The following is a 25,621-nucleotide window of genomic DNA, read 5'->3' on the forward strand; positions in this document are numbered from 1 at the left end:
GGGAGATGGATATGACTGCACTCCCAGATTTAACCCCCGCGTATGCTGAGATTTTCTTGGCCATTGCCGGTATGGCCTTGTTGATGGTCGGTGTCTTCCGCAAAACCGATCCGGCGCGCGGTGTTACCCTACTGGCTGTTCTTGCGTTTGCCATTGCAGCGGTTCTTGCGCTGACCACAAATGCTGTTGAAACCGTGACCTTTAACGGCCTGTTTGTGGTGAACGCGTTTACCGGATTCGCCAAGATGCTGATTTTGTTGGCGGCGGCGTTGTCGATGTTCCTGGCGTTATCTTGGGCGAAGAATGAAGGCATCGCACGATATGAGATGCCGGTAATCATGCTGTTTGCCGTGCTGGGCATGATGATGATGGTGTCATCCAACAATCTCATCTCATTGTACATTGGCTTAGAGCTTCAAAGTTTGGCGCTGTATGTGCTGGCCTCCTTCAATCGCGGTAATCTGCGGGCGACGGAAGCGGGCGTGAAGTACTTCGTTCTTGGCGCGTTGGCATCTGGCTTGCTGCTGTATGGCTCGTCGCTGGTCTATGGGTTTGCCGGAACCACCTCCTTTGCCGGACTTGCCGATGCATTGACGGGTGTTGAACAGAACACCGGTGTTTTGGTCGGGTTGATTTTTGTGATCTGTGGCTTGGCGTTCAAAATATCTGCCGTGCCATTTCATATGTGGACGCCAGACGTTTACGAGGGATCTCCCACACCGGTGACGGCATTTTTCTCGGTTGGTCCGAAGATCGCAGCGCTGTGTTTGTTTTTGCGGGTTTTAGTCGGACCATTCGAAGGTCTGATGGATGAATGGCGGCAAGTGCTGACCGTGATCTGCGTTGCGTCGATGCTGTGGGGCGCCGTTGCTGCAATCGCGCAAAACAACATCAAGCGTTTGATGGCCTATAGTTCCATCGGTCATGTTGGCTACGCACTGATTGGCCTGGTGGCCGGCACGCAAGAAGGGGCGAGGGGTATGATTTACTACATGCTCATCTACCTGTTTATGAATGTCGGGACGTTTGCGGTTATTTTGTCCATGCGCGTTAAAGAACGCTACGTGGAAAGCATTGATGATTTGTCCGGATTGTCCAAGACAAATCCGGCCATTGCGTTGGCCTTGGCGATTTTGATGTTCTCCATGGCAGGCATACCGCCTCTGGCCGGATTTTTCGGCAAGTATTTCGTGTTTGTTGCCGCCGTGAACGAGGGGCTGATTCCTCTTGCGGTGATCGGACTTCTGTCCAGCGTCATCGGGGCCTTTTACTATCTACGTCTGATCAAGATTATGTATTTTGATGAGTCTGTAGAAGCTTTTGATCGTCCCGATCACTCCACGGCTTTAATTATGGGATTGTGCGCGCTTTTAGTCGTGCTCTTTGTTGGTCTTCCTGAGCCACTTCTGGCTGGTGCAGACACAGCAGCTGCAGCCCTGTTTCCGGGTTAGACTAAAACTTTCATGACCTTCGTGTCTGAGCTACCGACAGGATGGCGTCTCACCAAAGTCTCCGAGACTGAAAGCACGAATTCAGATATGAGGAAACTCGCCGAAGCGGGCGAGTCTGAGGGCTTGCTTCTTCTGGCAAAGACACAAACGTCTGGTCGTGGCCGGCGAGGCCGGGTGTGGAGCAGCCCAACGGGTAATCTTTATGTGAGTATTCTGGTTGATGCGCCGTCACCAACTGGAGGCGAAGTTGGTTTTGTTGCAGCCTTATCTTTGATAGATGCCGTTGAATTGGTCGCCGGTCGTGAAGTGGCTGCCTTGTGCTGTAAATGGCCCAATGACGTGTTGTACAGAGGTGGAAAAGCCGCCGGGCTATTGCTCGAAGCCGTGCCTGAGCGGTCTCAGGTGATTGTTGGTATTGGGGTCAATTTGATTGAGACAGTGGTTGAAGATGCGCTTTACCCTGTTGGTTCATTGTCTGACTTGTCTATTGCGCCTGAAGATCTAGCCGTAAGCCTCGCGCAGTGTTTATCTAAATGGCTCGGGACATTACGGACGTTGGGATTTGCACCGGTAAGACGGGCCTGGTTGAGCCGTGCGACCGGTGTTGGAGAACATGTTGTCGTGCGTTTACCTCAAGATACCTTTGAAGGCACGTTTAAAGGTTTGGCGGAGGACGGTGCACTTTTATTAGAGCAAGGTATGAGTGGCGTTAAAACTGTGTCTGCGGGTGACGTCTTTTTTGGGGCCGGAGCTTAACCATGTTGCTGGTGATTGATTGTGGGAACACGAACATCGTGTTCGCTGTTTATGAAGACGATAGGCTGGTGGGGCAGTGGCGCACGGCAACGCAAAGCGAAAAAACCGGCGATGATTATGGGGTATGGCTGACTCAGATTATGCAGCGGGATGGCATTGCGCGAGACGATATAACAGCTGCTATTGTTTCTTCTGTGGTGCCCAGCAAGGATCGTGCCTTGCGGACAATGTGCCAATCTTTCTTTGAGGTGAACGCGCGTTTTGTAGGCGATGAAGGTCTTGTACTTGGGCTGAATGTGTTGCTGCAAAATCCCCGCGAGGTTGGCGATGACCGGCTGGTCAATGCTATTGCAGCACAGGAAACCTATGGTGGTCCGTTGATCATTATCGATTTTGGTACGGCGACAACGTTCGATGTCGTCGACAAGGATGGTAACTATGCGGGCGGCGTTATTACCCCTGGTATAAACCTTTCGATGGAAGCGCTGCATATGGCGACGGCTTTGCTGCCTAAAATTCCGATTGAAAACCCTGGGAACGCGCCTGTTGTTGGAACGTCTACCGTAGAGGCGATGAGATCAGGCGTTTTTTGGGGTTACATTGGTTTGATTGAAGGGTTGGTTGGTCGTATCCAGGCTGAACAAGGTCCGGGTTTAAAAGTGATCGCCACAGGCGGTCTGGCACCACTGTTTGCAGAGTCTGCTGGTGTGATTGATCATACGGATGACACGTTGACCTTGCGTGGTTTGCGCGCTGTGCACGAACGTAATCCGGTATGAGCACGGCACGCCCCGCCTCCCGGCCTGTACCAAAGGGTTTAAACAAAGGATTGTGGTTTGTGCCGCTGGGTGGTTCCGGCGAGATCGGCATGAATTTGAATCTGTATGCCTGTGATGACCAATGGCTGATGGTCGATCTTGGGGTCACATTTGGGGATGACAGTATTCCGGGCGTCGATGTGGTTATGCCGGATCCCAGCTTTATCGCCGAGCGCAAGGACACGCTATTAGGCTTGGTGCTGACCCATGCCCATGAAGATCATTTGGGGGCGGTGTGTTACTTGTGGCCGCAACTGCAATGCCCGGTTTATGCGACTCCCTTTGCGGCGGAATTTTTGAAACGAAAGCTCGTCGAGACGGGCCTGCAAGATGTTGTGCCACTGACCATCATTCCATTGGGGGGCAGGCTTGAACTCGGGCCCTTTGATATAGAGTTTATCACGCTGACTCATTCCATTCCTGAGCCGAATGCGCTGGCCATCCGTACATCCTATGGCAACATCATGCATACGGGCGATTGGAAGTTCGACCCTGACCCCCTGATTGGTGAAATCACTGATTTTGCAACGCTTGAGGCGCTTGGTGACGAGGGCGTATTGGCGATGATTGCGGATTCAACCAATGTTTTCTCAGAAGGTGAGGCAGGATCCGAAGGGGATGTGGCTGTTGCGCTTACAGAATTAATTGGGAAACTCAGCGGTCGCGTTGCTGTTGGTTGCTTTGCGTCCAACTTTGCTCGGGTGGAGAGTATTGCGCGGGCGGCTGAGGCCAATGATCGGCATGTCTGTCTTGTCGGAGCCTCGCTGTGGCGTGTCACGGAGACGGCGCGTAAGACTGGCTACTTGTCTGACGATTTAACGTTTTATGAAGCCGAGGATGCAGCCCATCTGCCAAACGATAAAGTGCTCTATATCTGCACCGGCAGCCAAGGCGAGGCGCGAGCGGCTCTCAGTCGCATTGCCTTTAACAACCATCGCGAAGTTACCCTGGAAGAGGGAGACACGGTTGTGTTTTCGTCGCGGGTGATTCCGGGGAACGAGAAGTCGATTTTCAAATTGCAGAATCAACTGGCACGACTAGGTGTGGATATCATTACCGCTAAAAATGCCCCTATCCATGTTTCTGGTCACCCGGCACGGGATGAGATGCGACGCATGTACGGCATGATCCGTCCACATACCGCCATTCCGGTTCACGGTGAATACATGCATATGCGGGCACATGCGGCTCTGGCTTTAGAGTGCCAGGTGCCCCAAGCGATACAAGTGGAAAATGGCTGTGCTGTTCGTCTGGCCCCTGGCGATCCAAAAGTCATGGGTGAAGTTTGGGCTGGAAGAATGTCTTGGGAAGGCACTAAGGCGGTGCCGTTCTGGGATCCGGTGCTGCGAGACCGAAAGAAGATGTTTTATGGCGGCAGTGTGGTGGTGTCGGTTGTTCTGGAGGACGATGGCCGTCTCGCGACAGATGCACAGGTGTCGGTGTTGGGGATCGTTGACCCACTTGAGGCTAAGGGCGAGGACGCCCTGGCTATTGAGATTGAAAGCGCCATTGAAAGATTACCTGGCCGAACAAAGCGGGATGACGGCGTTATTGAAGAGGCTGTCCGCAGATGCGTGCGCCGCATATTCTCAGGCGGGCAAATGGGCAAACCCTTGATTAAGGTTCATGTTGCCAGAGTATAATCGGGTGTTGGTTGCGAAAGAGGGCGATATGATTGGACAATTGAACCACGTGGCGATTGCTGTACCGGACTTGGCGGCGGCGAGCGCCACCTATCGGGATGCGTTAGGGGCTGAGGTTTCTGAGCCAGAAGACTTGCCCGAGCATGGCGTGACCGTGGTTTTTGTGAAACTGCCAAATACCAAAATCGAACTCTTGCACCCGCTTGGGGAGAATTCCCCAATCCAGGGCTTTTTAGATAAAAACCCATCCGGCGGTATGCATCATCTATGCTTTGAAGTTGAAGATATCCTGGCGGCACGCGACCAGTTGATTGCGGAAGGCAAACGTGTGCTGGGCGATGGCGAACCCAGAATTGGCGCTCACGGCAAGCCGGTGCTGTTTGTGCACCCTAAAGACTTTGTTGGGACGTTGATTGAGATTGAGCAGGCGTGAGTGCTGACGAGGCTCGGTTCCTCGATCTGATTAAGATCAACCCTATTAATGAGACGCTTCTAAGCAGACTACCAGACCTTGGTTTGCCTGATATTTGGCTTGTATCGGGGAGTCTGTTTCAAACGGTTTGGAATGTTCAAACCGGTCGCCCACCTCATTACGGCATCAAGGATTACGACTTGTTTTACTTTGAGCCCGGAGATTTAAGCTGGGAAGCCGAAGATGCGGTTATACTAAGATGCAAGGGCGTTTTCTCGGATATCAAGGCGGAGGTGCAGATCCGCAATCAGGCGCGGGTGCATGTTTGGTATGAAGAGAAGTTTGGCGCTCCTTATCCACCCTTGAAGAGTAGTTGTGACGGTATCGATCGCTTCACCACACCCTCAAGCATGTATGGTGTTGGTCATGACGATGAAGGAAACGTGAAGGTATATGCGCCCCACGGCTATTCTGACGCCTTCGATCTGGTGGTACGGCCAAATCCGGATAGTGAGGCTGTGGCCTATGTGTATGCCGAAAAAACGACGCGCTGGAAGGCGTTATGGCCGGAATTACAGGTTGTTCCATTTTGATGTTTTAGGGCTCTGCGGCGCCAGCTCTGCTGTTTTAAGAACCGGTTGTTAACCATTCAAATGCACACTTAAAGCATGAAAAACGAGATTATCAGCCTCACGACATTCGCATGCGTGGTTTTGTCAGTACCGGCACTAGCGCAGATCTCAAGTCATCGTGTCAGCACCGATGATTGCCGCGCAATTGTGGCGCATGTTCCAGCAGATGACGTTGCTTTCGTGCCTGGGGTTGATGTGCGGGGCCGGCAAGTCGCACCCGCAGATCTGGATGGTGGCTACGACATTGCGGTACCTGATGTTGTAAATATCGATATTCGGCTGGACCTGGCGGAACGCCTTGGTCTGGGTGAGGATTCAGAAGGCGGGGTGTCTGCATTGATTGCTGGGGAGGGCGTGGTTGGCCGGGTTAGTGTTCAGGGGCGTGATGTTTACTGGAATGATTCTCTGCTTCCATTGAATCGCGCCTCAATTCTGGCTGCTGCCTGCCGCGAGGCTTTCACCGATGCGGGGATCCCGCTGCCGCTTATTAAGCCTGAGGCAAATGCAGACTAAGACTAGGACGTTTGTTAATGTCTGGTGTCAGCTAGTTTGAAGGTTTGTTTTCTGAGGCAAAGTGCGTTGCGCGCGTTGCCTCTACGTCGTGATAAAGAAGGGTGCTGGTGAGAGGGTTTAGCCCGCCCTCATCCTTGACAATTACATCAACAACAACGGGCTTCTCATTGATATTAAAAGCTTTATCAAGAATTGGTGCTAGGTCCTCAACGGTCTCTACACGAAACCCGATCGCACCTAATCCTTCAGCGACTTTGTTATATTGAACATCGCCAAAATGGGCATTTATGGTTCGTCCAACTTGATGAGGTTGGGTGTGGATTTCATTGCCCCAGCCGCCATTGTTGGAGATGACGCAGAGAAATGGCAGGCCAGCTTGAGCAGCTGAGTCAATCTCGGCGCAATAAAACCCGAAGGCCCCATCACCGGTCACTAGGACCACCTTGCGCTCTGGTGTGCCGGTTTCCGCTGCTACTTCTTTAGACCCAGCAACAGCACCTAAGGCGAGTGGCGTGCCCATCCCCATGGACCCCAGTGGCATGGTGTCCATGTAGCCCCCTTCGGCGCTGTATGTGGTGACAGCCCAACTGCGCACCAGGATGGAAGCGCCGTCCTGCACAAAAATGGCATTCTTTGGCAGGCGCAGGTTGACCTCGCGCGCTAACCGCATGGGATGAATATAGTCCTGCTCATGACCCGTTTCTGCGATAGCATTGAGGCGGTCTTGCAGGGAGGATTTAACCCAAGTGGGGTCTTTCGGAGTGGTTTTGCGGTGTTTCAGTTCTGAAAGTATGGCTTCTAACGAGAGTCTGCAATCGGCATTGATACCGACCTCGACCATGCGATTGCGACCGATTTCCTCAGCCTCAATATCAATTTGGATCATCTTGGTGGAAGCCGGGAACCGAGGACTGAGACCATAGCCGAATTTTTTGCCCATGCGAGCCCCGGCCCAGACCACGACATCGGCATCTTTGGTGGCAAACTGGGCGAGGGGCCAGCCCCAAGCTGAGTCTTGATTTTCATCAACCAGGCCGCGCCCAAGATTGTTGGTGGCAACCGGGATGCCGAAATCCGTGATGAGTTGACGTAAGGCTATGCCAGCACCGGAGCGAAAGGCTCCGGACCCGGCGATGACCAATGGGCGTTCCGCAGTTTCAAGAAGGTCTACCGCTCTGGTCACATTTTCTGGGATCGGTGCGGGCGGAGATGGCATGTGAACAGGTGTGTCGATATCGACCCCAGGATCGACAAGTTGGCTTAAGAAGTCCTTGGGGAAGGCGAGTACGACTGGTCCAGGCCGGCCGGATAAGGCCCGGCGGCAGGCGGCTTCAAGGTACTCGCCAAGGCGCGCGGCGCTCTGAACATTTCTGGCCCATTTGGTGACGGGTTGGACCATGCCGAGAACACCGTGATCAAAGTCCAGTTCTGGCTGAGTCCAACTGTCAGGCTCACGCCCAACCAGGACGACAACCGGGGAGCAGGCTTCCAGTGCTTGTTGCAGGCCAGTGATGGCGTTTGACATGCCTTGGTCGATGTTAACCATGGCAATGCCAACCTTTCCGGTCACACGGGCATACCCATCGGCAGCGCCGACCGTGGCGCTTTCGTGCCGGCCGGGAACGATCCGGAAGCCGGATTTTTCGCATTCATCGAGAAGTTTTGTCTGCGAGGCGCCAGCCAGGGCAAACACGGTTTTGACCCCAAAGCGCTGGAGCACACGCCGCATAACGGACGCGCCCGTAAAGCGGTTTGTTTCGGTGGACATTATTTCTCCCCAAAAGGACCTAGTTTGATTAGGCTGAAGGCTACTTTTATCAATCAGAGATATGTTTGTCTTATGCGGATCATACAACACCATATTAAATCAGCATTTGCAGTTATCGTGTTCGCATTATGGGCGAATATTGGCCCGAGTCAGGCTGAGCCTATAACGGGACGCATTGCCGCGAGCGCGCCAAAGGGTTCAGTTTGGGATCGCCAATGGGATGGCTACAAAGAGGTGTTTGCCTCGCGCCCGGACCTATTTGAACTCGACTACCATATTTATGGTGAACTGGGCGCGTCTGAGCCACTTCTGGGCGCATTGAAACGCGGGCGGGTGCAATTTGTCGGTACGTCACAGTCGGTTATTTCAACTCAGATTCCAGAAGTTGCGGTGCTGAGCCTGCCGTATTTGTTCGAGAGCCGGGCGGAGGCGGATTACGTCTACGATTGTTGTATCCGCGATCTCTATCAGCCGTTGGTGGCCAAAGAAAACTATGTGCTGTTGATGTTTGCGGAAGCTGGCTGGTCGCATTTCTATGCGGATCAAGCTGTGCGCCTGCCGGTTGATGTGAAGGGCTTAAGTATTCGGGCCGCGCAGTCGCCTGCCGTGGTTGGATTCCTCCAGCAACTGGAAGCGGACACCGTGTTTCTGACTATGTCAGACGTTGTGCCGGCCTTGCAGACGGGCATGATCAATGGCGGATTTGGGGCGATTACCTGGCATGTGGGAGCAACACGCGAAGATGCGCCCCATTTCACCCTTACGGGACATGTCTATGAAACGGGATTATTTCTGGTCAATAAACGATGGTGGGACGGCTTTACGGACGAGCACCGTGCGGTGATGCTTCAGGCGTTTGGCGGCTTTGAGCAGCAGCGCACCGAAGTCCGTTTTGATCAGGATGCTGAGATTGCCCGCATCCGGGCCGAAGGTGATCCCGTACACGATCTCACGGAGGCTGAACTTGCCGCTTGGGTTCAAGCCGGGCAAGCGAGTCACGCGGCGGTCCTTGATGAAATTGGCGGTGAGGCCCAGGCGATCTACGACCGTATTATGCAAGCGAAAGCGGCGTTTAAAGCGCAGGCGGGGAAGTACGAATGACGACGCGCGGATATTCCATCGCTTTTGCGCGGGACATGATTCCAGAGAAGATGAAGCCGTATTCCTCATCCCTGCCGCCAATTTATGAGAAATACCAAGGCAAATATCTGGCGATTGGCGGACCCGGTCGCGGCGTTGATTGGCTCTGCGGCGACTGGGGCAATCGCATGGTCATGGTCGGAGAGTTTCCGACACCGCAAGCGGTAGGTGATTTCTGGTGGGGTCCAGAGTACCGGGTGTCGGCCAAGCTGCGGGCCGGGGCTGTATCGGTTGATGTGGGGCAGGTGGCTGGCACCAACCTCGCACCATCAGCCGATCATAAGGTTTTTCTTCTGATTGCGGTTCCTGGTGGGGCCAAAGCGGCGGCTCCTATCACTGTTTCTAAGGGTGATACAGTGATCAGTGCGGCCCCTGAGAGCATAACGACCCTCGAAGGAGATCTCTCCGGATTAGCAATAACAATGGTCGGTTTTCAGACACGAGAGCGGCTTGAGGCCGCCTGGGATATGGTTTCGGATCAGGTTAAAGCACTCGGTGGATATGCCTGCGCAGCATCGCGGGCACCTGCAGGTTAAATCAGAGAAATTAGGGGGCAGCAAATGTCAGACAGCAACAAAACGGCACCGGTCAAAAGGACAACCATCATCGTACGCGATATGGAAAAATCTCTGAAGTTTTATAGAGATTTATTGGGGATGGATGTGTTCTACGAAGGACATATTGGCAATCCTGGGGCCTCTGATCTCATGGGCATGACGATCTCAGGCTTACACATGGTGGTGATGAGCGCAGCTGGCGCTGATACCGGTATGGTGGGCCTTATGGAACTGAAAGATGCAGAGCCGACGATGAAGGAAACGGAGTGGTCTGATACGGTCAAAGCTGGCGAGACTATATTGGTGATCCCGACGGAAAACATGAAAGAGTTGTATGAAGGGATGCTTGCTCAAGGTTTCACTGTGGCCACGCCACCGACCAAAATGGAAGTTCCCAACCGGCCTGAAATTCACGAGATGATGGCCCGTGATCCTGACGGTGTGATCGTTAATCTGACCCAGCGTGGACCATTGCGATAGACTTTTTGATTGATCCTGTGCCGGGCTTGAAAATGGTTTCATAGACAGTCGCCCAAGCTTTGCCTAAATTGCGCGGCAGTCTTGTTATTAATCTAATTTTTCGAGGTTTTTCATGCGGTTGTCGCGCGCTTTCATCCCTACCCTCAAGGAGACGCCGTCTGAAGCCCAGGTTGCGTCACATCGCCTCATGCTGCGGGCGGGGCTGGTGCGTCAGCATGCGGCGGGCATCTATAATTGGCTGCCTATGGGGACACGCGTTCTCAAGAATATCGAGCAGATTGTACGTGAAGAGCAAAATGACGCTGGCGCGCAAGAAATTCTTATGCCCACAATTCAGTCGAGCGAGTTGTGGAAAGAAAGCGGGCGCTACGACGATTATGGCCCGGAAATGCTGCGTATGACGGACCGGCATGACCGCGACATGCTGTATGGACCTACTCATGAAGAAGTGGTCACGGATATTTTCCGCAACAACGTCCGGAGCTATAAAGACCTGCCGCTGAACCTGTATCAGATCAATTGGAAGTTCCGCGACGAAGTGCGGCCCCGTTTTGGGGTAATGCGTGGGCGTGAGTTTCTGATGAAGGATGCGTACTCTTTCGATCTGACCTACGAAGCGGCGAAACATTCCTACAATCAGATGTTTGTTGCCTATTTGCGGACCTTCGCGCGTCTGGGCCTGAAAGCTATTCCAATGAAGGCTGACCCTGGTCCGATTGGCGGGGACCTCAGTCACGAATTTATTGTGCTGGCTGAAACCGGCGAAAGCGCCGTGTATTGCCACAAGGCTCTGCTGCAAAAGCCAATTCCATTGATCGTTGATTATGCCAGCGACCTGCAGCCGATTGTCGATGACTGGACCAGCGAATACGCCGCGACTGATGAAGAACACGATGAGTCGCAGGGCAAAGAGCTTGGGGATGATTTGGTCTCTGCCCGTGGAATTGAAGTCGGGCATATATTCCACTTTGGCAAAAAGTATTCTGATCCGATGGGCGCTCAATTCGCTGCTCCAGGCGGAGAGATGGCTACGCCGTACATGGGCAGCTATGGCATTGGTGTGTCCAGGCTGGTTGGCGCGATTATTGAAGCTTGCCATGATGATGACGGTATCATCTGGCCGGATACGGTGGCGCCCTACCGGGTTGGTTTGATTAATCTGAAAGCGGGCGATGCTGAGACGGATAAAGTGTGCGGCGACTTATACGCCAAGTTCCAGGAGATTGGTCTGAGCACGCTTTATGATGATCGCGAAGAACGCGCCGGTGTGAAGTTTTCCAATATGGATCTGATTGGCTTGCCCTGGCAGTTGATTGTTGGCCCCAAGGGCCTGAAAGACGGCGTGGTTGAACTGAAACGCCGGGCCACGGGCGATCGCCAGACGTTGCCGCTGGGTCAAGTTTTGTCGGTGTTGACAGGCTCTTCTTCTGAGGTGGGGGCCGGCTAATGTTTGGCCCCTTCGAGCGGATGATGGCTGGGCGCTACCTGCGGGCACGGCGCAAAGAAGGCTTTGTCTCAGTCATCGCCGGTTTTTCCCTGCTCGGGATCGGTTTAGGCGTTGCCACCCTGATTATTGTGATGGCCGTCATGAACGGCTACCGGCAGGACATCATGAGCCGGATTCTCGGCGTAAACGGTCACATTGAGGTTCAGGGTATTGAATTCTCGATTGCTGATTATGACGCGCGCGGTGATGCCATCCGGAATATCCCAGGGGTGGAATCGGTCTTGCCGCAGATTACAGGACAGGTCATGGCGACCACAGGCGGTGTGACCTCCGGCGCTGTTGTGCGTGGCGTTCGTGGAGAAGACCTTGAGGCCCGGACGGTTGTCTCCGGAAATATCATTCTGGGGTCGTTGTCTGCCTTTACCCGCGGCGAAGGTCTTATGATCGGTATTCGTATGGCCGACCGGTTCAGAATTTCCGTCGGTGATAAACTGACGTTGATATCACCGAAAGGGAACGTCACGGCATTTGGCACGGCCCCACGCTTGAAAGACTATCCCATCGTTGCTGTTTTTGATGTCGGCATGAGCGATTTCGATTCTTCGATTATCTATATGCCGCTCGACCTGGCTCAAACTTATTTCAAGTACCCCGGCTCGGTTACAGGCATTGAGGTTCAGGTTTCGGACCCGGATCAAGCCCGTTTCATTGCCCGCGAGGTTATGGAAACAACGGGGCCGGGTGTTCGGGTGCTGTCCTGGGAGCAAACCAACTCAACGCTGTTCAATGCGTTGCAGGTGGAGCGCAATGTGATGTTCCTGATTCTTACGCTGATCATTGTGGTGGCGGCATTTAACATAATCGCCGGACTGATAATGCTGGTGAAAGATAAGGGGCGTGATATTGCGATCCTGAGAACCATGGGGGCGACACGTGGCATGATCATGCGGGTGTTCTTCCTGGCTGGTGCGAGTGTGGGAGCGACAGGGACAATTTTGGGTCTGATCCTCGGGATTGTGTTTTGCGAAAACATTGAAGCGGTCCGAAGAGTTTTAGAGACTTTAACGGGTACGGATTTGTTTTCAGCGGAAATCTACTTTCTCTCGACCATTCCGGCGGATATGGATTGGGCCGAGGTGGCCTCGGTTGTGTTGATGGCTCTTGGCCTGTCTTTAGCCGCAACGTTGTATCCGTCATGGCGGGCGGCGCGGACGGACCCCGTTGAAGCGCTACGCTATGAGTAGAATCACCCGCATTCCAGCTCTACAACTTCAGACCGTTTTTCGAACCTTCGAGCAAGGCGGCAAGAAGCTAGAAGTACTACGTGGCGCTAATCTAACGGTGAACCCTGGCGAGGTAGTTGCTTTGGTTGGGCCCTCCGGGTCCGGCAAATCAACGCTGCTGCACCTGGCGGGATTATTGGAAAAGCCCGATAAAGGCGAAGTGATCATCGCCGGAGAAGCCTGCGGCACGGCGTCCGAGGGCCGTCAGACTGAGTTGCGGCTGAAGCATCTGGGCTTTGTCTATCAATACCATCATTTGCTACCCGAGTTCTCGGCGGTCGAGAATGTGGTGCTGCCGCAGATGATCGGGGGGGTGGTCCGTGAGGCTGCGACGGTAAGGGCTCAGGAGCTTCTGACAGACTTAGGGCTGGCGGAACGTTTTGATCATCGGCCAGGGTTGTTGTCCGGGGGAGAACAGCAGCGTGTGGCAATCGCTCGGGCTTTGGCAAATCATCCAGATTTGCTGCTGGCCGATGAGCCTACGGGTAATCTCGATCCACACACGGCTGATGGCGTTTTCGATGGCTTGATCAAGCTGTCACGTGATCATGGCCTGGCGGCGTTGGTTGCTACGCACAATCCAGACTTAGCCAAGCGCATGGATCGTGTGGTGCGCTTGGAAGAGGGCGTGCTGCTTGAGGTATAGGCTGTTGCGGTCTCAATTAAACCCAAGCGTGTAAACCCAAGCGTGTCAAACTATCGAGTCAAAACTATATCTGTTACACGCGGTTACCCTAATTCTTTTAGGGTTTAGACCGGCTTGGATTAGATTAAAGCTCAGTCGCGGTTTGTTTGCATTGATTTGGGGGACATTTCGATATGCCAGCAGAAGCCAGCAGTACATCCGGAACATCTAAGGCCGGTTTTTTTACCCGCCCGCCATTCATCGGGTTATTTGCCTTTTTCATCGTCTTTGTGTTCCAGGGATTGGGACACACCATCATGATCGTGATGGAGAACGTGTTTGGTGAGGAATACGTCTACCAATGCGCCTTTGCCATGGGACTTGCAGGGGCCGGGTTGTTATTCTGGGGGATGAAAAGCAGCAATGAGGTTGCTGCCACATGGCTTGGCTTCTGGGCTGGCTCTTTTCTGTGGACAGGCTGGGTCGAGTTTTCTTTCGTATGGTCTGGCAACTACCTCGGAGTGCCTGATTTGATGGACCCCAATATGCCGGGAGAGATTGCGACAAAAGCCGAATACCTGGTGATGATGTCGTCGGTCGGTGTTTTGGCGTCGACGCTGGTTTACTTTCTGCTGAACAAAGACACGAAGTGTAATTTCTTTTTGTGGTTTCAGCGCAACGCCGGTATGCGTGTGGCCAAACCAACCCCTAATTATGAGCGCAATTTTGCCGCTATTACGGCCCTGGAGACGATTTACGTCATCTGGTTTTTCTATCTCATGCTGCTGTTCATTTATGACGAGAATATCCTTGGGGACCGCCACCCTGTTACGTATGGAATTTTTTTCTTAAATACGATCTGGGGCTTCTATTTGTTTCAGCGGTTAATTAAATTTTGGCGGGTTCCGACCGCGATCCGGTATGGTATTCCGACTGCTATCATTTGCTGGAACTCGGTGGAGTTGGCTGGGCGCTGGCATCTCTTTACGGAGTTCTGGGAAAAGCCGACCGAGTTTGCGCTGGAAATGACTTTGGTGCTGGTTGCCATTGCGATCGCAGCTGTACTGGCCGCGCGCGCGCCGGCGAACCCCAAGTCTGCGTTGTCGGCAGAAGAAAGAGCGGCACATCGAAGTTAGCTTTTCTATCTTATAATTCAGAAAAGCCGGTTGTTATCTCGACCGGCTTTTCTTATGTCTAGCGCATGATCAAATATCTTTTTTCTGCTGGCTCTTTGGCCTGTTTAGTCTTGGCCCCTCTTTCAGGCTTTGCCGCTGATATCGCGATTTCAAACGCGTGGGTCCGGGCGACCATTGGGCAAGCAAATGTGACAGCCGGCTATCTGACCATCGTAAACCAAGGCAGCGCAGCTGATCGCCTGATTGCGGTGGAAGCGCCTGTGGCGGCCAAGACTGAAGTCCATACGACTCTCATGGGAGAGGGCGGTATGATGAGCATGCGGCCAGTTGAATCTGTCGACATTCCAGCCGGTGAGAGCGTCGCTTTGGAGGCCGGCAAAGATCATCTGATGCTGACCGGTATTAAATCAGGCTTGAAAGATGGCGAAGTCATTGATTTGATTTTGACTTTTGAGAGGGCAGGCACCCTTGAGGTGCAAGCCGATGTGGCGCGCCGCAATCCTTATCCCTAAAGTTATGCAGAGATATATCCACTTTTCTGTGGATAACATGTTCTGTGTACTGGTCGTTGAGGGCCAATAATGGAATGAATAGGGGTATGACAAAGCCTGATCATGCTCCCTTTGTGCACCTTAGAACACACTCCGCGTTTTCCCTCGCTGAGGGTGCGATTAAGATTCCCCAGCTGGTTGCGCTGTGCGTCAAAAACCGCATGCCCGCGGTGGCTTTGACAGATACGCGAAACCTCTTCGGCGCCTTAGAATTTTCAGTGTCTTGCGCAGAAAAAGGCATTCAGCCGATCATTGGTTGTCAGCTTTCAGTTGAGCGTGCTGTCGAGGAGGGTAAGGCGGGGTCAGGCCCAAGAGTGCCCGAGCCCGATCAACTGGTTCTGCTGTGCCAGACGGAAGAAGGTTATTCCAACTTGTTGAAGTTGGTCAGTCAGTCCTTTTTAGAGACACCGCCCGGTGAAACACCACATGTGTCTATGGCTGACATCAAACTCAATTCGGGTGGACTTATTGCCTTGACGGGCGGCTTGCAAGGCGCTGTTGGGCGCCACCTTGTTGAGGGGCAGTTCGCCAAGGCCGAGACTGTGCTGCTTGATCTGGCCAAGACGTTTCCAGACCGTTTGTATGTTGAAATCCAGCGCCATGGCTTGCCGGATGAAGATCGTATTGAGCCTGCTTTGGTTGATCTCGCGTTTGCACACGATGTGCCTCTGGTCGGAACCAATGAGCCCGCCTTTGCGGATGCAAGCATGTACAGCGCCCATGACGCCCTGATGTGCATTGCCGAGAAGTCTTATATCTCGATTGCAGACCGTAAGCGGTTGACACCTCAGCATTACTTTAAATCAGCAGAGGAGATGGTCGAACTTTTTGAAGACCTGCCGGAAGCTGTGGAAAATACGCTGGTTATTGCGCAGCGTTGCTCTGTCATGGTGGAGCGTAGAGACCCCATTTTACCACGTTCGCCAAAGGCTGGCGACCGGACAGAGGAAGAGGCGCTGCGAGAACTCTCTCTCGAGGGCCTGGAAGGGCGTTTGAAAAAGCACGTTTTTACAGCGGACATGAGTGAGGCCGATAAACAGGAGGTTGCCAAGCCTTACCGGGAACGCCTGGAGTATGAATTGGGTGTGATTGGTACCATGGGGTTCCCTGGTTACTTCCTGATTGTTGCCGACTTCATTCAATGGGCCAAAGATCAAGGGATTCCGGTTGGCCCGGGTCGTGGTTCGGGGGCGGGCTCTGTTGTCGCTTGGGCGCTCTTAATTACCGACCTCGACCCATTGCGCTTTGATTTACTGTTTGAACGCTTCCTGAATCCTGAGCGCGTGTCGATGCCTGACTTCGATATCGACTTTTGCCAGGACCGCCGAGAGGAAGTTATCAAGTATGTACAGCATGAGTATGGCGTAGATCGGGTCGCTCAAATTATTACATTCGGAAAACTACAAGCGCGCGCCGCTTTGAGAAACGTTGGGCGGGTGCTGGAGATGCCACTCGGTTATGTGGACAAGATCTGCAAGATGGTCCCGAATAATCCGGCGAGTCCCGTGACACTGCAGGAGGCTATTGAGTCTGAAAGCGAGCTCAGAGCCCTGCGCGATACCGACGAAAATGTTGCGCAATTGTTCGATATCTCGCTCAAGCTTGAGGGGCTTTACAACCATGCGTCAACGCACGCCGCAGGCGTGGTTATTGGAGACCGGCCCCTCGCTGAATTGGTTGCGCTATACCGCGATCCCCATTCTGAAATGCCCGTGACTCAGTTCAACATGAAGTGGGTTGAGCAGGCGGGTTTGGTGAAATTTGACTTCTTGGGCCTGAAGACACTCACAGTATTAGATACTGCGGTGAAGCTTCTGGCCAATCGTGACATTAAACTCGATTTAGCAACCATACCTCTGGATGATACGGCGACTTTCGACATGTTATCGCGCGGCGATACGACGGGCGTGTTCCAATTGGAAAGTACGGGCATGCGCGATGTCCTGCGCAAACTGAAGCCAGATGTGTTCGAAGATATTATCGCCGTTGTGGCTTTGTATCGTCCGGGGCCAATGGATAACATTCCTAGTTTTATTGACCGCAAGAACGGGCGCGAGAACATCTCCTATATGCACCCTGTGTTGGAGCCGATCTTGAAAGAAACCTACGGCATCATGATCTACCAAGAGCAGGTGATGCAGGCGGCCCAGGAGATGGCCGGATATTCATTGGGTAGTGCTGATCTTCTGCGCCGCGCCATGGGCAAAAAGATCCAGGCGGAAATGGATGCACAGCGCGAGCAGTTTGTGAAAGGGGCGACGGAAAGAGATACAACCGCTGAACAAGCTTCTGACGTTTTTGATACCATCGCTAAGTTTGCGGGCTACGGCTTTAATAAATCCCACGCTGCGGCCTATGCTTTGGTGGCCTATCAGACGGGGTATCTCAAGGCGAACTATCCGGTTGAGTTCATGGCGGCGACCATGTCTCTTGATATGCAAAATACGGACAAGCTGGAAGGGTTTAAGTCTGAACTCAGGCGCTTGGATATTGAGCTCTTGCCACCTGACGTCAATCACTCCGGTGTCAGGTTCACGGTTGAGCAATTGCCAGACGGGGCATGGGCCGTGCGGTATGCGCTGGCGGCGGTTAAAAACGTCGGTGCCGGTGCCATGGAAGGGCTGGTGAAGGTCAGAGATGAGGGTGGGCCGTTCAAGGATCTTAATGACTTCGCGGGCCGGCTGGACACGAAACTTATCAATAAACGCCTGATCGAAAACTTAGTGCGGGCCGGGGCCATGGACAGCCTGCATTCTAATCGTGCTGAGATGATGGAAGGGTCTGAGATTATTTTGCGTCATGCTCAAGCCGGGGCCGAGGCGCGAAACTCGGATCAGCATGCTCTGTTTGGAGGTGAGGCTGACCTTCCCAAAGTAAAACTGCCGACCGTCGAAGACTGGCGCAAGATGGAGCGTCTGGAAAAAGAGTTTGAAGCTTTCGGGTTTTACCTCTCTGATCACCCTCTTGATGCCTATTCGGCAACGCTTAAGGCGCAGGGCGTCGTGAGCGCGCGTGACTTAGACACACTGACAGCAGCGGATTTTGCAAAGCCACTGCGCATGGCCGGAACCATGTTGAGTAAACGCGAGCGCGTCAGTAAGAGCGGCAACCGCTACGCGTTTTTAAATTTGTCCGATGCGACAGGCTCCTTTGAAGCCGTGATTTTTTCGGAAGTGCTTGCGGCATCACGTGAGCTGCTAGACTCCGGCCAGCCTATGCTGATCACACTTGATGGCCGCCAGGAGGATGATCAGGTGCGCCTGATGGTGACCAAACTCACGCCGCTTGATGAGGCGGTTGCCGCACGGCTCGATAACCTGCGCATTGAGATGAAGGACGGCACTCCGGTTGAGGAGCTGAAGGCTATTATTGCCTCAGACGGTGTTGGTAATGGCCGTATTCTTCTGGTGGCGCGTTCCAACGGGCACGAAGTTGAAGTGGCATTGCCAGACCGGTACGCGATCTCGCCGCAGACCCTTGGACGCGTGAAAGACGTGCCGGGCGTGACCGATATCCTCCAATTTTGAGTCTTTCCGCTCTAAGCTCTTTGCCTTGATTTTCCTATTGAGTGTCAAGTGACCTTGACAGCTACCGTCACACACTGGTATGTCAAGTAAGCTTTACATTTACGGATGTGCATTTTCCCGTGCAACAAGGTGGACACTCAAAGGAGGAGGCAAGATGTTTTCTTTTTGGAAGAGCCCCAGTAATTCCAATGTGTTTGATCGCGATAACAACAAAAAATACCGATGGGAACTAGGTACTGGAGTTCTATTGTATTTTTTGCTGACGATAACCCAAGGCTGGTCCTATCACTTGTGGCAGCTTGATGAGAGTCGTTGGCGCGCAATCATCGCACTTTCGCCGATGATGGGCATTGCGGTTTGTTTATGGGCCGGATGGCGCATGTACAAACGGGTCGATGAATTTCAGCGTCGTATTATGAATGAAGATATTACGATTGCTGCATTTGGTACTGCTTTTATCACTTTTGGATATGGCTTTCTTGAACAGATTGGTTTCCCGCGACTTACCATGTTCTGGGTATGGGGCGTTCTCGGGACTCTGTGGATAATGGTGTACTGGGGCAATCGCCTCTTTCGCCGTTAACACACAACTAGATTATGAAAAACTTGTTGTGCGACATGCGTAAACGGGCGGACTGGTCTCAAGCGGAACTTGCAGATCGGCTTGAGGTGTCCCGCCAGACCGTTAATGCATTAGAGACAGGAAAGTATGACCCGAGTCTGCCGCTGGCCTTCAAAATCGCAGCTCTGTTTGACTGTCGTATCGAAGACGTTTTTTTCCCGGAATAAGGAATGCTCATTCAGCGGCTGACATAGAGCGCAGATGTCATCGCCAAGCGTCTGCAATGTGTTATCGTGTCTAAATAATTTTATAGGAGACAAGTATGTCTAATATTTTTTTCCGTTTCTCACGGCGGGCGGCCATGGTTTCAACTGCCAAAGCGGCTTTGGTTGCAGTCGCCGCGAAGGGCAGTTTTTCTGCGGCCAAAGCGGATGGACACGAAGGCCAGGGCAAATACACGATCACCCGTGGTTATGCAGACGGCCCCTTTGGTCAGGTTCATTACCAGGATGTTTCACCGGCTGATCCGGTCGGTCTACCATTGATCCTTCTGCATCAGGCCCCCATGTCTTTGCGTCAGTTCGATAACGTTTATGGACCACTGGCTGCGCGTGGCATTAGATCGATCTCAATCGACATACCAGGGTTTGGCCAATCGGATACGCCTGATTTTGTTCCGAGCGTTGATGATTATGCGACGGCCATTCCAGCTGTTCTTGATCATTTGGGTCTGGAGAAAGTTGATCTGTTAGGGCACCACACCGGCGCGATGGTTGTCACATCGGTTGCCTTACAGTTTCCGGATCGTATCAATAATCTTGTGATCAACGGCCCGTTCCCAATGACCGACGAAGAACGCGCCAAGTTCCTTAAAGGCAATAAAGAACGTGAGCAGGATTTTGTGTACGAAGACGATGGCACACATGTCCAAAATAGCTTTTTGACTCGTTATCGCATGTATGGCGAGGGCGTAGATGCCAAATTAATTACCCGTTACACGGCTGAAAAATTTATCGGTCTCGGGCCTTTCTGGTACGGACACCATGCGGCATTTCAATATAATCATAATGAAGCCTTGCCCAAGATTACCCATCGCACTTTGCTACTGACCAATACGGGGGATCAGATTTACGAAAATGCTAAATGGGCGAAGGAAATGCGCCCAGACCTGGATTATATTGCGCTTGAAGGCGGTGGTGTAGATGTGGTCGACCAAATGCCAGAGGAATGGGCTGATGCCGTTACTGGTTTCCTAAAAGGAATGTAGGGCATGTTTAGGTATGGTCTTTTATGTGCCGGTGTTCTGGCTTCGATGATCAATATACAGCCTGCAGCGGCTTTGTCTGGCCGAGAGTACTTGCAACTTGATGCCTCCAATCGCGCGCTCCATGTCATGGGGATGGTTGAGGCGATGAAGTACACAGATGATCTATCCGGAACGAATTCACTGAAGTGGTTGTTTCAGTGTGCGGGCAGTTGGACCGGGGTGCAGTTTGAGCAGGCCTTATCTGATTATATTCAGCGCAACCGTTACAAGTTGAGTTATCGCACACCCTCTTTGTTGGTTTCTGCTGTCGGCAGCCGGTGTCCCAATGCGCCCATGTGGGCGAGATAGAGTACGCGCGATGATGCAGTCTAACGTGCTGCAAGATTTAAATATTCAGGATGTGCTTGAGCGTGTCTCGCAGGAGGCCACCAAGGACTTTGGCAAAGGCAGGGTGGCGGCTTATATCCCTGCGCTAAAACGGGTCCCATCGCGCAAGTTTGCGATGTCTGTGTGCACCGTAGATGGCCATGAGTATAATGTGGGCGACTCAGATGAAGCCTTTTCCATTCAAAGTATTTCTAAAGTCCTAACCCTTGCGATGGCACTTGAAGAGTTGGGCACGGGGCTCTGGAAACGTGTCGGCAGAGAACCGTCAGGCAACCCATTCAATTCATTGGTTCAGCTTGAACGGGAAAACGGAATTCCGCGGAATCCGTTTATTAATGCTGGTGCATTGGTGGTGACGGATGTTGTGACGTCACGCATGTCCGACCCAAAGCTCAGCCTACGGAACTGGGCGAGGGCCTTGTCAGGCAATAAGCGCGTTACCTTCGATAAAGAGGTTGCCCAGTCTGAAAACCAGACGGGCGACCGGAATCGAGCTATTGCCTACTTTTTGAAAACCCATGGCAATCTCAAGTCAGATGTTGAGTCGGTATTGGACGTTTATTTTCATCAATGCTCACTAAGCATGTCTTGTCTTGACGTCGCGCGGGCATTCAGGCCCCTCGCCAACCGGGGCATGGTTCCGGGCACAAAAGAGCAGGTGATGCCGCTGCGTCGCGCTAAGCGGATCAACTCATTGATGATGACTAGTGGTGTGTATGACAGTGCGGGAAACTTTGCTTATCGTGTTGGCATACCCTGCAAGAGTGGTGTCGGGGGCGGAATCGCGGGTGTCATACCTGGCGTGATGTCTCTTTGTGTATGGTCGCCGGAATTGGACTCTGCTGGAAACTCTTTGGTGGGGACTAAGGCGCTAGAATTATTTACGACAAAAACAAAACTATCGGTGTTTTAGGAGCCTTGATATGAAACCGTATGCCAGACTCTTAATGATTGTTGTTCTCACAGGACTAGCAGCCTGTGCAACGGACTCGAACGTGTCTCAGAGGGACTTGGCCGGTTTAGACGCACAAAACCCGCAATTGGTGAACGCCTCTGTGGTCAGCGGCGGCCAACCAACAGCGGCAGATTTGGCTCTTCTGAAGTCGAAAGGCATCGGTACGGTTATTAATCTTCGCAGAGAAGACGAGGATCTTGGGTTTGATGAGGCTGCTGAGGCTGAGAGCCTGGGATTGTCATACGTTAACTTGCCTGTGGGTATGGAAAACCTGGACCTTCAGACCGCGACGCAACTGCGCGCCATTCTTAACCAGACGGCAGCGCCCGTTTATTTGCACTGTGGCAGCGGCAATAGAGTGGGCGCGCTATATGCCATCGGCGCTCATTTGATTGATGGAAAACCCCTCGAAGAGTCTCTGGATGTGGGGCGCAAGGCCGGTATGACCGGATTAGAGCCCAGGGTCCGTGAGATTTTAACGAACGCTGAAGCAGCGCCTTAAGTCAGGTAATCTGCACTTCCAAGGTTCTCTCTTCACTGTTTTGGGGATTCCAGGTGGAAAGGTCTTGCTATTCCGCCACTTTCTCCTTAGAAACCGCGTCATTCCACACGCAGGGATGCGGCGCTCGGGTGTTCTGAGTGTTCGGTCCGGTCCAAGGCATGTGTCTTGGTCACCCCCTGCGGAGGCTTAACCGGAGAAAGACTTATGACGCTGCCCACGTTCAGCATGCGCCAGCTCATTGAAGCTGGCTGCCACTTTGGCCACAATACCCGTCGCTGGAATCCGAAGATGGATTCATACCTTTATGGTGTGCGCGACGGTGTTCATATTATCGACCTTCAACAGACCGTACCGCTGTTGCACCGCGCCATGCAGGCCGTACACGATGTGGTTGCCGGCGGCGGACGTGTCCTGTTCGTAGGCACCAAGCGCCAGGCTCACGATTTGGTCAAGGAATACGCAGAGCGCTGCGGCCAGTATTATGTCAATCACCGCTGGCTTGGCGGGATGTTGACCAACTGGAAGACAATTTCTAAGTCGATTAAGCGTTTGAAAGACCTCGAAGTACGTTTTGCCAGCCCAGAAGGCTTGGTTGGTTTGACCAAGAAAGAAGCGCTGAATCTTCAGAGAGAGAAAGATAAGCTTGATCTGGCGCTTGGCGGGATTAAGGACATGGGCAATGTTCCTGACTTGATCTTCATTATTGACACAAACAAAGAAGATATTGCGGTTTCGGAAGCCAATAACCTGAATATTCCGGTTGCAGCAATCTTGGATAGTAATTCTGATCCCAAGAATATTACCTATCCAATTCCCGGTAACGATGATGCCATTCGGGCGATTAAATTGTACCTTGAATTGATGGCAAACTCGGCTTTGGAAGGTATCCAAGACGAGATGAAAGCCGCTGGCGTTGATGTTGGGGCGCAGGATGAAGCTCCTGTAGAAGACCTCTCTGCCGTTGAAGAAGATGGAGCTGACGATGCTGCGCCTGCCGCTAAAAAAATAGCGCCTGCCGCTAAAAAGACGACTGAACCAGCTACAGACGCAGAAAAGAAACCTGCTGTTAAAAAGACAGTGGTGAAGAAAAAAGCCACAGCAAAGAAGGCTACAACGGCTAAAAAGGCCCCTGCAGCTAAGAAAACGACAGCCAAGAAAACCACGGCAAAAAAGACAACAGCAAAGAAAGCTGTGGCCAAGAAAGAAGACTAAAGCTGACAGAAAATAATACGAGCAGGCCGACCAATTTGCGTGATTGCGCAGTTAATCATAGCTGACAATTGTTAACTTGACCGCTCGTAAGGACTGACAAGTAAGGACGAAGACGAATGGCACAAATCACAGCGGCTCTGGTCAAAGAGCTGAGAGAAAAAACCGGCGCTGGTATGATGGACTGTAAGAAGGCTCTTGCAGAAACCGATGGCGATCTTGAAGGCGCGGTTGATTGGCTGCGTAAGAAGGGTTTATCTGCCGCCGCCAAGAAATCTGGCCGTGTGGCCGCTGACGGTCTGATTGGTGTGGCCGTTGATGGTACCAAAGGGGTTATGCTGGAAGTTAATGCTGAAACTGATTTTGTCGGTCGCAACGATAGCTTCCAAGGATTTGTTGAGGCTGCTACTCAGCTTGCGCTCCAGGTTGATGGCGACATGGAAAAGCTGAAGACAACAGATATGCCTGGTGAAGGCCGTAATGTTGAAGAGCAGGTCACCCATTTGGTCGCGACAATTGGCGAAAATATGAAATTGCGCCGGTCTGCCGCATTATCCGTCGATAAAGGTGTTGTGGCGGCTTACGTCCATGCCGCAGTTAAACCTGGTCTTGGTAAGATTGGTGTTTTAGTTGGGTTGGAATCAGATGGTGATACCGAGAAATTGAGTGCATTAGGTAAACAGCTGGCTATGCACATAGCGGCTGCCAGTCCACGGTTTTTGACGACCGATGAAGTTGATGCTGAGACCATGCAACGTGAGCGCGAAGTGCTGACTGATCAAGCCAAGGAATCGGGCCGTCCAGATGATGTCATTGCTAAGATGGTCGATGGCAGGATGCGTAAATTCTATGAGGAAGTCGTATTACTCGAACAGATTTATGTGATTTCTGAAGACAAAGCGAAGGTTAGCAAAGTGGTTGAAGATGCCGCCAAAGACATCGGTTCACCGATTAAATTAACCGGCTTTGTGAAATTTAACCTCGGGGAAGGTATTGAGCGCGAAGAAAAAGACTTTGCCTCTGAAGTTGCTCAAGCCGTTGGCCGTTAAGGCGGCAACTTAAAACTCTAAAAAGCGCCCGTTTCTCCTCAAAAGAAGCGGGCGTTTTTGATTTGAAGTGTGTATTATCTGAGACGTAACGACCGAGATCGCCAGTTAGGCGGGAATGAAGTTGAAAGGGACGTAGACCGTCCCTTTTTTGCAAGTTAACCCGGGCTGGCAGCGCATTAGTCGCCAAGTCGAGAATGTTTGGCCAGTTGGAGGTTTTGCGGATCATGACCAAGGTGCCGAAATATAAGCGGATAATGGTCAAGGTCTCCGGTGAAGGCCTCATGGGGCCAGAATCCTACGGGCTTCACAAGGCTACGGTCTTGGCCATCGCGAAGGACATCAAATCTGTGGCCGAGATGGGCCATGAGGTTTGCTTGGTCATCGGGGGCGGCAACATCTTCAGAGGTGTGTCCGTAGCTGCAGAAGGCATGGATCGCACCTCAGCTGATTATATGGGTATGTTGGCCACAGTCATAAATGCGCTGGCCGTGCAAAACGCGTTAGAAAGCGTCGGTGTCGAGACCCGGGTTCAATCTGCAATAGAAATGAACGAAGTCTGCGAACGCTACATTCGGCGGCGGGCTGAACGTCACCTCGAAAAAGGGCGCGTGGTCATATTCGCCGCTGGCACTGGAAATCCTTATTTTACAACGGATTCTGCCGCAGCGTTGCGTGCGGCCGAGATGCACTGCGATGCTTTGCTTAAGGCAACGCAGGTCGATGGCGTCTATTCTGCTGATCCAAAAACAGACCCAAGTGCAACGCGCTATGATCGCCTGACTTTTGACATGGTTCTTGCTCAAGGTTTGCGGGTTATGGACACGTCAGCGATTGCGCTAGCCAGAGATAATGGGATGCCGATTATTGTTTTTAAGATGCAGGGAGACTCATCTGTAACCCAAGTCCTGAAGGGCGAGGGGAACTTTACTGTCATTACGGAGAAGGAGTGAG

General features: G+C 52.5%; 25 protein-coding genes and 1 pseudogene. 25 read left to right on the plus strand and 1 reads right to left on the minus strand.

Features of this window, described 5'->3' with window-relative positions; all coding sequences use genetic code 11:
- Positions 1–5 precede the first annotated feature (5 nt).
- The 7 genes from nuoN (at position 6) to RIC29_15205 (ending at position 6,225) form a co-directional block, all read left to right on the plus strand.
- Positions 6–1,451, plus strand: coding sequence for an NADH-quinone oxidoreductase subunit NuoN (gene nuoN / locus RIC29_15175; protein ID MEQ8736266.1), 1,446 nt, complete (start codon positions 6–8; stop codon positions 1,449–1,451).
- Between the two features lie 12 nt (positions 1,452–1,463).
- Complete coding sequence (locus tag RIC29_15180; GenBank protein MEQ8736267.1) at positions 1,464–2,207, plus strand: biotin--[acetyl-CoA-carboxylase] ligase; 744 nt, start codon at positions 1,464–1,466, stop codon at positions 2,205–2,207.
- Positions 2,208–2,209: 2 nt separating this feature from the next.
- Complete coding sequence (locus tag RIC29_15185; GenBank protein MEQ8736268.1) at positions 2,210–2,986, plus strand: type III pantothenate kinase; 777 nt, start codon at positions 2,210–2,212, stop codon at positions 2,984–2,986.
- Entirely contained in the window at positions 2,983–4,668 is a 1,686-nt protein-coding gene (locus RIC29_15190; protein MEQ8736269.1) for a ribonuclease J, read from the plus strand. The genes RIC29_15185 and RIC29_15190 overlap by 4 nt, the downstream gene beginning before the upstream one ends.
- Before the next feature lie 28 nt (positions 4,669–4,696).
- Positions 4,697–5,101: a methylmalonyl-CoA epimerase gene (gene mce / locus RIC29_15195; protein ID MEQ8736270.1), complete on the plus strand. Its 405-nt coding sequence runs from the start codon at positions 4,697–4,699 to the stop codon at positions 5,099–5,101.
- Entirely contained in the window at positions 5,098–5,673 is a 576-nt protein-coding gene (locus tag RIC29_15200) for a nucleotidyltransferase family protein (protein ID MEQ8736271.1), read from the plus strand. Before mce ends, RIC29_15200 begins: the two co-directional genes overlap by 4 nt.
- 75 nt (positions 5,674–5,748) lie before the next feature.
- Positions 5,749–6,225 carry a hypothetical protein gene (locus RIC29_15205; GenBank protein MEQ8736272.1) on the plus strand — a complete coding sequence of 159 codons (477 nt, stop codon included), beginning with the start codon at positions 5,749–5,751 and terminating at the stop codon, positions 6,223–6,225.
- 31 nt (positions 6,226–6,256) lie between these two features.
- On the opposite strand, the gene RIC29_15210 is transcribed toward RIC29_15205, so the two are convergent.
- Positions 6,257–7,993: a thiamine pyrophosphate-binding protein gene (locus RIC29_15210; GenBank protein ID MEQ8736273.1), complete on the minus strand. Its 1,737-nt coding sequence runs from the start codon at positions 7,991–7,993 to the stop codon at positions 6,257–6,259.
- A 72-nt stretch (positions 7,994–8,065) separates the two neighbouring features.
- Here RIC29_15210 and dctP point away from each other — a divergent pair, with 72 nt between their 5' ends.
- The 18 genes and pseudogenes from dctP (at position 8,066) to pyrH (ending at position 25,620) form a co-directional block, all read left to right on the plus strand.
- Complete coding sequence (dctP, locus tag RIC29_15215; GenBank protein MEQ8736274.1) at positions 8,066–9,094, plus strand: TRAP transporter substrate-binding protein DctP; 1,029 nt, start codon at positions 8,066–8,068, stop codon at positions 9,092–9,094.
- Positions 9,091–9,669 carry a DUF1330 domain-containing protein gene (locus RIC29_15220; GenBank protein MEQ8736275.1) on the plus strand — a complete coding sequence of 193 codons (579 nt, stop codon included), beginning with the start codon at positions 9,091–9,093 and terminating at the stop codon, positions 9,667–9,669. The genes dctP and RIC29_15220 overlap by 4 nt, the downstream gene beginning before the upstream one ends.
- Positions 9,670–9,693: 24 nt before the next feature.
- Positions 9,694–10,170, plus strand: coding sequence for a VOC family protein (locus RIC29_15225; protein ID MEQ8736276.1), 477 nt, complete (start codon positions 9,694–9,696; stop codon positions 10,168–10,170).
- 112 nt (positions 10,171–10,282) lie between these two features.
- Positions 10,283–11,617: a proline--tRNA ligase gene (locus RIC29_15230; protein ID MEQ8736277.1), complete on the plus strand. Its 1,335-nt coding sequence runs from the start codon at positions 10,283–10,285 to the stop codon at positions 11,615–11,617.
- A complete protein-coding gene (locus RIC29_15235; protein MEQ8736278.1) occupies positions 11,617–12,861 on the plus strand; it encodes a lipoprotein-releasing ABC transporter permease subunit in 1,245 nt (414 codons plus the stop codon). The genes RIC29_15230 and RIC29_15235 overlap by 1 nt, the downstream gene beginning before the upstream one ends.
- Positions 12,854–13,546 (plus strand): ABC transporter ATP-binding protein, encoded by a 693-nt coding sequence (locus tag RIC29_15240; protein ID MEQ8736279.1) that lies wholly within the window; start codon positions 12,854–12,856, stop codon positions 13,544–13,546. The genes RIC29_15235 and RIC29_15240 overlap by 8 nt, the downstream gene beginning before the upstream one ends.
- A 173-nt stretch (positions 13,547–13,719) precedes the next feature.
- Positions 13,720–14,661: a hypothetical protein gene (locus RIC29_15245; protein MEQ8736280.1), complete on the plus strand. Its 942-nt coding sequence runs from the start codon at positions 13,720–13,722 to the stop codon at positions 14,659–14,661.
- Between the two features lie 65 nt (positions 14,662–14,726).
- Positions 14,727–15,173: a copper chaperone PCu(A)C gene (locus RIC29_15250; protein ID MEQ8736281.1), complete on the plus strand. Its 447-nt coding sequence runs from the start codon at positions 14,727–14,729 to the stop codon at positions 15,171–15,173.
- Between the two features lie 86 nt (positions 15,174–15,259).
- Entirely contained in the window at positions 15,260–18,739 is a 3,480-nt protein-coding gene (gene dnaE, locus RIC29_15255; GenBank protein ID MEQ8736282.1) for a DNA polymerase III subunit alpha, read from the plus strand.
- Between the two features lie 154 nt (positions 18,740–18,893).
- The gene (locus tag RIC29_15260) at positions 18,894–19,322 is read left to right on the plus strand and encodes a hypothetical protein (GenBank protein ID MEQ8736283.1); all 429 of its coding nucleotides are present in this window, start codon (positions 18,894–18,896) and stop codon (positions 19,320–19,322) included.
- Between the two features lie 14 nt (positions 19,323–19,336).
- Positions 19,337–19,528: a helix-turn-helix transcriptional regulator gene (locus RIC29_15265; protein MEQ8736284.1), complete on the plus strand. Its 192-nt coding sequence runs from the start codon at positions 19,337–19,339 to the stop codon at positions 19,526–19,528.
- A 95-nt stretch (positions 19,529–19,623) separates the two neighbouring features.
- A complete protein-coding gene (locus tag RIC29_15270) occupies positions 19,624–20,568 on the plus strand; it encodes an alpha/beta hydrolase (GenBank protein ID MEQ8736285.1) in 945 nt (314 codons plus the stop codon).
- A 3-nt stretch (positions 20,569–20,571) separates the two neighbouring features.
- Positions 20,572–20,916: a hypothetical protein gene (locus tag RIC29_15275; GenBank protein ID MEQ8736286.1), complete on the plus strand. Its 345-nt coding sequence runs from the start codon at positions 20,572–20,574 to the stop codon at positions 20,914–20,916.
- A gap of 10 nt (positions 20,917–20,926) precedes the next feature.
- On the plus strand, positions 20,927–21,868 hold the full coding sequence (locus tag RIC29_15280; GenBank protein ID MEQ8736287.1) for a glutaminase: 942 nt from the start codon (positions 20,927–20,929) through the stop codon (positions 21,866–21,868).
- A 10-nt stretch (positions 21,869–21,878) separates the two neighbouring features.
- The gene (locus tag RIC29_15285) at positions 21,879–22,412 is read left to right on the plus strand and encodes a sulfur transferase domain-containing protein (protein MEQ8736288.1); all 534 of its coding nucleotides are present in this window, start codon (positions 21,879–21,881) and stop codon (positions 22,410–22,412) included.
- 204 nt (positions 22,413–22,616) lie between these two features.
- A pseudogene (gene rpsB / locus RIC29_15290) lies at positions 22,617–23,372 on the plus strand (30S ribosomal protein S2).
- A gap of 368 nt (positions 23,373–23,740) precedes the next feature.
- A complete protein-coding gene (tsf, locus tag RIC29_15295; protein MEQ8736289.1) occupies positions 23,741–24,670 on the plus strand; it encodes a translation elongation factor Ts in 930 nt (309 codons plus the stop codon).
- Positions 24,671–24,894: 224 nt separating this feature from the next.
- Positions 24,895–25,620, plus strand: coding sequence for a UMP kinase (gene pyrH, locus RIC29_15300; protein ID MEQ8736290.1), 726 nt, complete (start codon positions 24,895–24,897; stop codon positions 25,618–25,620).
- Position 25,621: the final 1 nt, after the last annotated feature.

This window comes from Rhodospirillaceae bacterium (assembly GCA_040219235.1).
GTDB lineage: Bacteria > Pseudomonadota > Alphaproteobacteria > Rhodospirillales > Rhodospirillaceae > WLXB01.

Excerpts from the sequence above, each read along its gene's own strand:
- nuoN (MEQ8736266.1), top strand. The coding sequence starts at position 6 with ATGGATATGACTGCACTCCCAGATTTAACCCCCGCGTATGCTGAGATT.
- RIC29_15180 (MEQ8736267.1), top strand. The coding sequence starts at position 1,464 with ATGACCTTCGTGTCTGAGCTACCGACAGGATGGCGTCTCACCAAAGTC.
- RIC29_15185 (MEQ8736268.1), top strand. The coding sequence starts at position 2,210 with ATGTTGCTGGTGATTGATTGTGGGAACACGAACATCGTGTTCGCTGTT.
- RIC29_15190 (MEQ8736269.1), top strand. The coding sequence starts at position 2,983 with ATGAGCACGGCACGCCCCGCCTCCCGGCCTGTACCAAAGGGTTTAAAC.
- mce (MEQ8736270.1), top strand. The coding sequence starts at position 4,697 with ATGATTGGACAATTGAACCACGTGGCGATTGCTGTACCGGACTTGGCG.
- RIC29_15205 (MEQ8736272.1), top strand. The coding sequence starts at position 5,749 with ATGAAAAACGAGATTATCAGCCTCACGACATTCGCATGCGTGGTTTTG.
- RIC29_15210 (MEQ8736273.1), bottom strand. The coding sequence starts at position 7,993 with ATGTCCACCGAAACAAACCGCTTTACGGGCGCGTCCGTTATGCGGCGT.
- dctP (MEQ8736274.1), top strand. The coding sequence starts at position 8,066 with ATGCGGATCATACAACACCATATTAAATCAGCATTTGCAGTTATCGTG.
- RIC29_15220 (MEQ8736275.1), top strand. The coding sequence starts at position 9,091 with ATGACGACGCGCGGATATTCCATCGCTTTTGCGCGGGACATGATTCCA.
- RIC29_15225 (MEQ8736276.1), top strand. The coding sequence starts at position 9,694 with ATGTCAGACAGCAACAAAACGGCACCGGTCAAAAGGACAACCATCATC.
- RIC29_15230 (MEQ8736277.1), top strand. The coding sequence starts at position 10,283 with ATGCGGTTGTCGCGCGCTTTCATCCCTACCCTCAAGGAGACGCCGTCT.
- RIC29_15235 (MEQ8736278.1), top strand. The coding sequence starts at position 11,617 with ATGTTTGGCCCCTTCGAGCGGATGATGGCTGGGCGCTACCTGCGGGCA.
- RIC29_15240 (MEQ8736279.1), top strand. The coding sequence starts at position 12,854 with ATGAGTAGAATCACCCGCATTCCAGCTCTACAACTTCAGACCGTTTTT.
- RIC29_15245 (MEQ8736280.1), top strand. The coding sequence starts at position 13,720 with ATGCCAGCAGAAGCCAGCAGTACATCCGGAACATCTAAGGCCGGTTTT.
- RIC29_15250 (MEQ8736281.1), top strand. The coding sequence starts at position 14,727 with ATGATCAAATATCTTTTTTCTGCTGGCTCTTTGGCCTGTTTAGTCTTG.
- dnaE (MEQ8736282.1), top strand. The coding sequence starts at position 15,260 with ATGACAAAGCCTGATCATGCTCCCTTTGTGCACCTTAGAACACACTCC.
- RIC29_15260 (MEQ8736283.1), top strand. The coding sequence starts at position 18,894 with ATGTTTTCTTTTTGGAAGAGCCCCAGTAATTCCAATGTGTTTGATCGC.
- RIC29_15265 (MEQ8736284.1), top strand. The coding sequence starts at position 19,337 with ATGAAAAACTTGTTGTGCGACATGCGTAAACGGGCGGACTGGTCTCAA.
- RIC29_15270 (MEQ8736285.1), top strand. The coding sequence starts at position 19,624 with ATGTCTAATATTTTTTTCCGTTTCTCACGGCGGGCGGCCATGGTTTCA.
- RIC29_15275 (MEQ8736286.1), top strand. The coding sequence starts at position 20,572 with ATGTTTAGGTATGGTCTTTTATGTGCCGGTGTTCTGGCTTCGATGATC.
- RIC29_15280 (MEQ8736287.1), top strand. The coding sequence starts at position 20,927 with ATGATGCAGTCTAACGTGCTGCAAGATTTAAATATTCAGGATGTGCTT.
- RIC29_15285 (MEQ8736288.1), top strand. The coding sequence starts at position 21,879 with ATGAAACCGTATGCCAGACTCTTAATGATTGTTGTTCTCACAGGACTA.
- tsf (MEQ8736289.1), top strand. The coding sequence starts at position 23,741 with ATGGCACAAATCACAGCGGCTCTGGTCAAAGAGCTGAGAGAAAAAACC.
- pyrH (MEQ8736290.1), top strand. The coding sequence starts at position 24,895 with ATGACCAAGGTGCCGAAATATAAGCGGATAATGGTCAAGGTCTCCGGT.